The following is a 4,003-nucleotide window of genomic DNA, read 5'->3' on the forward strand; positions in this document are numbered from 1 at the left end:
TAAATGCCTTAATTGTGGAGTAGTTAAGTAAAAATCGAAATTTAATTGTTTAAAAAATTTGTATATTGATAATTCATTTGATATAATTGTGTTCTAAAACATTTATGTATAGCTCCTTGCTGTCATTTTTGTGTACAAACTCAATTATAACAAGGATTTATCATAAATGTTTTTTATTTTATTCATTTGTAAAATTATTCAAGCATTTTTGCACTATTATAGTTGTATACATTACTTTTATTGTATAAAAATAAGAGGTTCTTAAACCCCTTATACATATAATTCTATATTTATAGACATTGCTTGTCTATTTAATGATTATAGAATTACAATATTTATTATTATAAATATTAAACCCAGTCTTCTATATTATAATAACTGTATCCTTTAACAGTGTTAGTATTTACTGGAACACTCCATTTTCCTACTCCAACATATTCCTTAACTTCAATGTCATGGTGCATTGTTATTCTACTTGAAGTATAATTTGCAGAAAGATCATTTCTTTTTGTTATTCTATATGAATATACAGAACCATCACCACTTATATCAACATCCAAACCAGTTACACCAACCCATTGTCCATGTCTATATTGTCCAACACATGAAAATTCTAAAGTATAACTATCTGGAGTAACTCTATTATAACATCTTTGAGAACTAGTAGGAGTATCATCATCATAAGAATTAAGAGCTATTTTTTCATTACTTGATTTAGTTGTAGTATTGCTTGATTTATTAGGCTTAATTTCAGTTTTAACATTAACTTTATGTTTTTTTGCTTGTTCAATTGCCTTTTGTAACTCACCTACAGTTTTAATACTTTTCCCAGTATCATTACCATTTATTACTTCATTTGGATTCAAACCTACATACTTTAAAACAGCAGACATATTATCATCAGTAATTACTGTATCAGATTTAATTTTAGTACTCTTAGTAACACTTGCACTAGCCGAAGTAGTTGAAACTTCTGCTGCATATACGTGCTTGTTGCAACAATCGTTAATGCGATTGCCATGATTGTTGTAATTTTTTTAAGTTTCATAAATTTTTTCCTCTTTCTTATCCATTTTTTCTACAAATCAACTATTAAGTTAACTTTAATGAAATTCTACCATAATATGTATATTTTTTAGTAATTAATGAAAAAATATGGATGTTTTACGATAATTCTATTGACTTTTGATAATTTAGATTATTTATAAAATAATCTTCGCTTTTACAATGTCCTTTAATACTTCCTTTGGGATTTCTCCACGATCTGCTCGCCTATGATGATAAGTACATATGATATTAAATTACCTTCGTGTAGTCTTAACTCATATGCTTCGACTATAGGCTCTATGTGATGCACTTCAATATAGTTATCATATATACGCCCATATGTATCATATAAATTTCTTATACATAACTGACATAATCCTTTATCCCTATCAAATACTATCTTCCTTCTCTTCTTCCATTTGCCCATTTCTGGACGACGTAACAATGTATACCCCACCATTTCCTCAAGTAATGATTTTAAGTCATTATCATTACAAGATATCTTTTTCAATACGTGGTCAACTGTGGGACTGGTTGCACTTGGATTATAATTGATAGGTAACTTATTGACTGCCACGTAATCGGGCGTAAATGGTTCTAGTTCTAGTGTGTCAATATCAAGTAACCTGTTGTTAACGACTATTTTACTAGGGTTGCTTAATTGAATATCTTCAGCAATGATATTTAAATATGTTAGTATTTCCCCTCTCTTTGCTCTGTTAAGGTTTGGTATATGTTTTATTGTTAGTTTTTCAAGACCTAAAGGATTATTAATATATACACCGTCCTCGTAATAATGTAATTCTTTATTAATCCTTACAACGTTGTACTCTCTCATTAAGAATGCAGCAAATAGGTCGTGTGACCACTTACCATCTTTGTCAAAGAAACTTTCCTTTGTAAATGCTTCATCACGTAAGATTGTGTTAATTTCTGAATCGGATAATTTGTCTTTTAAGATATAATTATTAATTATCTCTAAAGTCTCTTTAATCTCTTTTTTGGTGAAACCATATCTTTGTAACTGTAGGATATAATTAAATAGTGTTTGGTTTCTTCCGTCCCCTTCTTCAAGGTTGTTAAAATCGGGGCATTTGCTAACAACTGTTAGCCACTTTGGTAAATCATCAATAACACCTGTGATTGTCATAGATCGTACTTTGCCTTTTATCTTTAATGGGATAACTGCATTTTTGGAGCCTAATTTTATATCAACAATTATTCCCAACGCCGACGGCTTATGAATTACGTTAGCTTTACCCCCTATATTTTTAAAATAAAAGTGCATACCCCTAGTTGTTTTAATAGTGGTGCAATTAATCCCCTTATCTTTTATGATAGTCATTAATACCTCTGATTCTTCCTTAGTATCAATGTCAATTAATATATAATCATCACCTAACACCCCGCCATATTCTTCAAGGTCTTTTACTTCTTCCAACTTGGAAAACTCACTTCTATTTTTTATACTTTCTATGGGTCTTTTACCCTTCATTCCTACATATCCCTTAAACATTCCTTAATTCCTTTATTCCTATTAGTGTGGAATTTAATCTTTTCCTTAAATCTCTTTATAGATTTTTCATGAATTCTTATTTCTGCTCCGCTTTTCGAAAAGTAAAATGAAAATCCTAAAAATTTTCGCTTAGATACAAAGTCTACTGCACTTTTATCCTTATTTACTTTAAGTTTTAACTTATTTTCAATTATATTGGTCATAGATTTCATTACTCTAAACCCTGCTCTTCTGTTTTTGACATATACATTATTATCATCTGCATATCTGCAAAATTTGTGACCTCGTCTTTCAAGTTCTTTATCCAATTCATCTAACATTATATTTGCTAATAATGGACTTAACGGGCCACCTTGTGGCGTCCCTTCTTCGCTTGTTACAGAAACCCCATTAATAAGAATTCCGCTTTTGAGATATTTTCTTATTAATGATAACAATCTTTTGTCTTGTATCTTCTTTTCAAGTTTACTCATGAGAATGTCATGAGTAACTTTATCAAAGAATTTCTCTAAATCCATATCTGCAACCCATCTATTTCCTTGATTTATATATTGTTTTGATTTCTTTATAGCATCCTGTGCTCCTCTGCGAGGACGGAATCCAAAACTATTTTCAGAAAATAATGGTTCATATATTTTAGATAATACCTGAGCAATTGCCTGTTGAATCAATCTATCTTGTACAGTTGGTATCCCTAATAGTCTAATTCCACCATCTGATTTGGATATTTCTTTTCTCCTTACAGGTGACGGATTATATTTATTTTCTAGTATTTTAGCTTTAATGGTTTCCCAATGTTTCTTGATATGCTCGCGAAGTTCATCGGTCTTCATTTCATCAACACCGTGACTACCTTTATTGCTAATTACTCTTTTAAGTGCCAAAAGCATATTATTTCTTTCTAGAACTTCTTCAAGTAATCTACTAGTATCAAATGCTTCATCGTTTACGCTTTCCTTATTTGGTAAAACCATAGAATTACTCGGCACCTTTGATTTACCTTGAAGTTCCACTTCTACTTCCATCACTTGATCTCTATATTGAGTTTTCTGCTTTCTTTGTAATTTCTTTGATTTATCCAAAGTTGTAAACCTTCTAATGTTCAGTCCTTCGTCCGCTATCGCGTTTAGCGGAGTTACTATGACTTCTGCTGACTTCTGATAATTTCAGTTATATATCACTATATAAGTTGTACTTTGAAATTCAATTCATTTAGTACCTATCTATCAGACCTCCCCAAGTAAGACCACGTACTTTCACCTTGTATAATGAACATGTATTAAAAATTCATTATACTTTTCCTTTCTTAATAATTTTTACTATACTTAACATAAGACGCTGTGGATTAGTTTTTTCACCTATAGCTAGACTATTTCAACTGAGGATATAACCACAGCTTTATGCTTATTTGTTAATTAGTTAGATAACGCATGACGTTTT

Annotated in this window: 2 protein-coding genes and 1 pseudogene; all 3 read right to left on the minus strand. The window is 30.4% G+C overall.

Annotated features, from left to right (window positions below; translation table 11 throughout):
• Nucleotides 1-350: 350 nt before the first annotated feature.
• Nucleotides 351-893, minus strand: coding sequence for a hypothetical protein (locus CLPUN_RS05120; protein WP_077846255.1), 543 nt, complete (start codon nt 891-893; stop codon nt 351-353).
• A gap of 341 nt (nt 894-1,234) precedes the next feature.
• The gene (locus tag CLPUN_RS05125) at nt 1,235-2,542 is read right to left on the minus strand and encodes a primase C-terminal domain-containing protein (protein WP_158078706.1); all 1,308 of its coding nucleotides are present in this window, start codon (nt 2,540-2,542) and stop codon (nt 1,235-1,237) included.
• Nucleotides 2,543-2,568: 26 nt separating this feature from the next.
• Nucleotides 2,569-3,645: pseudogene (ltrA, locus tag CLPUN_RS05130) on the minus strand (group II intron reverse transcriptase/maturase); the annotation flags it as partial.
• Nucleotides 3,646-4,003 lie beyond the last annotated feature (358 nt).

Origin of the sequence: Clostridium puniceum (assembly GCF_002006345.1) — a bacterium.
GTDB lineage: Bacteria > Bacillota > Clostridia > Clostridiales > Clostridiaceae > Clostridium > Clostridium puniceum.